The 1,564-nt window shown below is 35.0% G+C and carries 2 protein-coding genes; both read right to left on the bottom strand.

All coding sequences use genetic code 11. From position 1 onward, the window contains the following. On the bottom strand, window positions 1-580 hold a 580-nt coding region (locus tag AC1DUW_RS28280), incomplete at its 3' end, for a mandelate racemase/muconate lactonizing enzyme family protein (RefSeq protein ID WP_477644113.1). Window positions 581-666: 86 nt separating this feature from the next. Continuing rightward, window positions 667-1,374, bottom strand: coding sequence for a hypothetical protein (locus AC1DUW_RS28275; RefSeq protein WP_477644112.1), 708 nt, complete (start codon window positions 1,372-1,374; stop codon window positions 667-669). Between the last annotated feature and the right edge of the window lie 190 nt (window positions 1,375-1,564).

Below are 1,564 nucleotides of genomic sequence, written 5' to 3'. Positions count from 1 at the left end.
GATTGGCATCTACCCGAATTGGAAACTTCTCCCCAACTTTTTCTCGAACCGCTGCTATACGCTCTACATCTGACTCAATATCCCAACCTACTTTAAGTTTTAACGAAGTATATCCTTGGTCGACAGCTTCCTGAGCTTTTTCAGCCATAATCTCTGGTTCGTCAATACTTAAAACTTTTGCAAACGTTAGGGATTCATGAAATTTCCCACCTAATAAATCATAAATCGGCAATTTTGTGTATTTTCCCATAAGGTCATAGCACGCAATATCAATGGCCGCTTTTGCTGAGGGATTTCCCATAATGGCCGAATTCATAATGTAGTGAATTTTTTCCAAATTAAATGGATTTTCTTGTTTCACTGCAGGCAAAAGGACATGCTTTAATACTTCGAATGTTGCATAAAACGTTTCCCCTGTTACATGTTCATCAGGTACTGCTTCACCATATCCTACTAGCCCGTTATCGGCTATCAATTTTACGATAACAGAAGGCATATACTTATATGTTTCATAGGAAATAACAAATGGTTCTTTTAAAGGCAAATGAGTGGCATAAATTTCACAACGTTCAATAATCAAAACTAAGCTCCCCTTTCATACTGTCGCTATATGTCGTTAATAAAAATAATATATACTAATCCCCTTTTTCTGTAAAGTCTGAATTTTTAAAATCCAATTAGGGTCTTTAATTTTTCTGTAGCTAAATATAAATTTCGAGGTCTTCCTTGATCGTAAGGATGCTCCTCACCTCCTTTTAAAAGACAGCCTCCTTCAATGAGCCTTTTAATGAATCTTTCTGCCGATCGTCGGGTGCAATTCATGTATTCTTCTAGCTCTGCTGCAGAAAAAGCCCGAAAATTGTTTATGGAAATAAACTGATGAATTAACTTTATATTTTTTGCACTCATTTTAAGTTCACTAGCTAGTTTTTGAATAGTTTCATCCTCATTTTTCAATTCCACAAGGTGATTTTCTTCAAATAAAGGTCCTTGTAATTTTTGATCTTCATCCACCAAGCATGCAATCGTTTTACTCTTTAGAAATTTATTAGTAAAAAATAACGCTTGGGCTGAATGTTTTTCCGCCTCCTGAATTGTATACCCATACCCAATACCTATTTGGAATAAATTTTGAAATTCTCTTTCCATTTGTCCGATAATATCATTATAAAAATCGTTTTCGAACGCCTGCAATGCTCCACGTGTTGTATAAATCAAATATGGATTTAAGTATTCAAGAGAAACACGAGCTTGTAGCCTTTTACTCAACTTCTGTAAAAAATTCAAAAATGAATCACTCCCATTAAGATTTTGTTGATAATCTTGAATAGAAATAACTGCAATCTGAGATTCTTCCGTTTTCTTTAGTTTCAACAAAGATATAGCTCTTGTTAGGCTTTCAATTAAGGTATGTTTGGGCTGGACCATATATCTAGAAGGAATGGATAGCCCTTGAAGCTCCTGATAAACTGCATGAATACTCGTTAGTGCAAAAAGGGTTTTTCCTTCCTTATATTGTTTGCTGTGAAAGTGGACAAATTCAGCTATATTTAGTGCCTGGGTT

It is taken from the genome of Peribacillus sp. P4_C12, assembly GCF_056402095.1.
This window is presented reverse-complemented; position numbering and strand designations above follow the sequence as displayed.